The sequence below is a fragment of the Bifidobacterium myosotis genome (genome assembly GCF_002259745.1).
GTDB classification, from domain to species: domain Bacteria; phylum Actinomycetota; class Actinomycetes; order Actinomycetales; family Bifidobacteriaceae; genus Bifidobacterium; species Bifidobacterium myosotis.
On the sequence record NZ_MWWW01000045.1, the window covers coordinates 1 to 1,709 of the forward strand.

Annotated in this window: 2 protein-coding genes; both read right to left on the minus strand. The window is 65.1% G+C overall.

Annotation, left to right across the window (positions count from 1 at the left end):
- Positions 1-171: 171 nt before the first annotated feature.
- A complete protein-coding gene (locus tag BMYO_RS11265; protein WP_143249204.1) occupies positions 172-1,440 on the minus strand; it encodes an ISL3 family transposase in 1,269 nt (422 codons plus the stop codon).
- A gap of 21 nt (positions 1,441-1,461) precedes the next feature.
- Positions 1,462-1,709: hypothetical protein (locus BMYO_RS11925; protein ID WP_211276866.1), on the minus strand; the 248-nt coding region annotated here is incomplete at its 5' end.

Genomic DNA, 1,709 nt, shown 5'->3' on the forward strand with positions numbered 1-1,709 from the left:
CCTCTCGGTCAGTGACCGAGAAGATGGCCAAGATGCCGAGCGACGGAGCGACCCCGTTCACGTCAGTTCCTCTAAACCTCAGAAACGTGCAATCTACGCACTATGCGAANCCNNAAATAATTGGCTCTTCGGGTGTTTGTGTGGGCGTGAGTCAGTGGTTGTTCCTACTGGTTATTGGTGTCCGGGGAGTGTGAGGTCGAGTCCGCCGCATTTGAGCATGACGAGGGCGATGAGGTTGTCGAGGTTGCGGTAGCCGTAGCCGATCTTGATGGTGGTCTTGATCTTGTTGTTCACGGCCTCCAGCCTGGCGTTGGACAGTCCGGAACGGATGGTCCGCACGATGTCCTCGCAGCGCCTGCCGATCTTCTCGCCGAGTCCGGTGAACGGGTCGATGCCGCTCGAGGCGGCCTTGCCGCTCCATCGCAGGAGCAGGACGCGGGCCTCGTCGGCCGGCTGCCGGAGGATCATGCGCAGTTCCTCCTTGAGCTTGTACGCCCTCCAGAGGGTCCCGTTCGTGCCGGCGATGTACTCCAGCCGGGCCTTCTGCCCGGCGGTCAGGTCGCTCTCGTTCTTCAGCAGGGCCCAGCGCGCGCCCTTGATCGGGTCCTTCGCGCCTTTCCTGGCCTCGCCAGTTCTCCGCGCTTCACGCCAGACCATGGTGCGTACCTTGTCGAGCGCGTCGGTGGCCCAGCTGACGATGTGGAACCCGTCGAGGATGCGCTCCGCCTGCGGGCAGAACTCCCCGACGCACGAGTCGATCCACCTGGCCCCGTCGCCGGTGACGACCCGGATGGACGCGCGCTGCGCCTCGGTGAGCGTCTCGAAGAACAGGCGGAAGACGCCCTCGCCGTGGCCCTCGTGCATCCATACGACCCTGCCGCGGTCGTGGTCGACGACCACGGTCATGTACCTGTGGCCCTTCCTGTAGCTGGTCTCGTCCACGCCGATGGAGCGCAGCCCGTCGAACAGGCCTCCGCCCTGTTCGGCCCGCAGGTCGTCGGCGACCCTCTTGCACACGGGGCCCACGCTCTTCCAGTCGATGCGCATCAGCGCCGACACGGCGCTTCTGGGCGCGTGCACGCTCAACCAGGCGACCTGCTGCTCGAAGTCGCGTGTGTACGCGCTCTTCCTGCGCGCCCACGGCACCATCGCGACCGTCACCCCGTGCTCGCGGCACGCGACGCGCGGCGGCGCGTACTCCAGCAGGAGCCTGGCGCACCCGAGGTCGAGGTGACGCCAGCGTCGCGTGCCCAGCCAGTCGTACGGACGGCCGTGCCTGCCGCACTTCGCGCACCGGTCCATGTCGTTCGCGTACGGGCGCACCGGCACCGTTACCACGGTGCCGCCATGTGGATCCTCCCCGATGCGGGGCTTGCGGACCACGATGTTGGAGGGCAGGCTGAGCATGCGCTTGAGCGCGCCGGCTGATATGGTTGGCACAGGCGTTCCCTTGTTCCGGTTCTACTTTCTTGGCGGAAACAAACCATACAGGAGAACGCCCCTCTCACACCCACACACGAAAAAGCCCCGGCGAAGACGCCGAGGCCCAACACCCCACCACACAAACTGGCGAAGGCTCGAAAATAACCAATCAGGATGATTGGACGCTGCAGCCGTTTGGTTCTGCGGTTCAACCGATTGCACATCGGCGCCGACCGGGAAGTACACCAGAAAGTCCTTCATGCGGAAGGTGGTGCCGGTCGGCGACT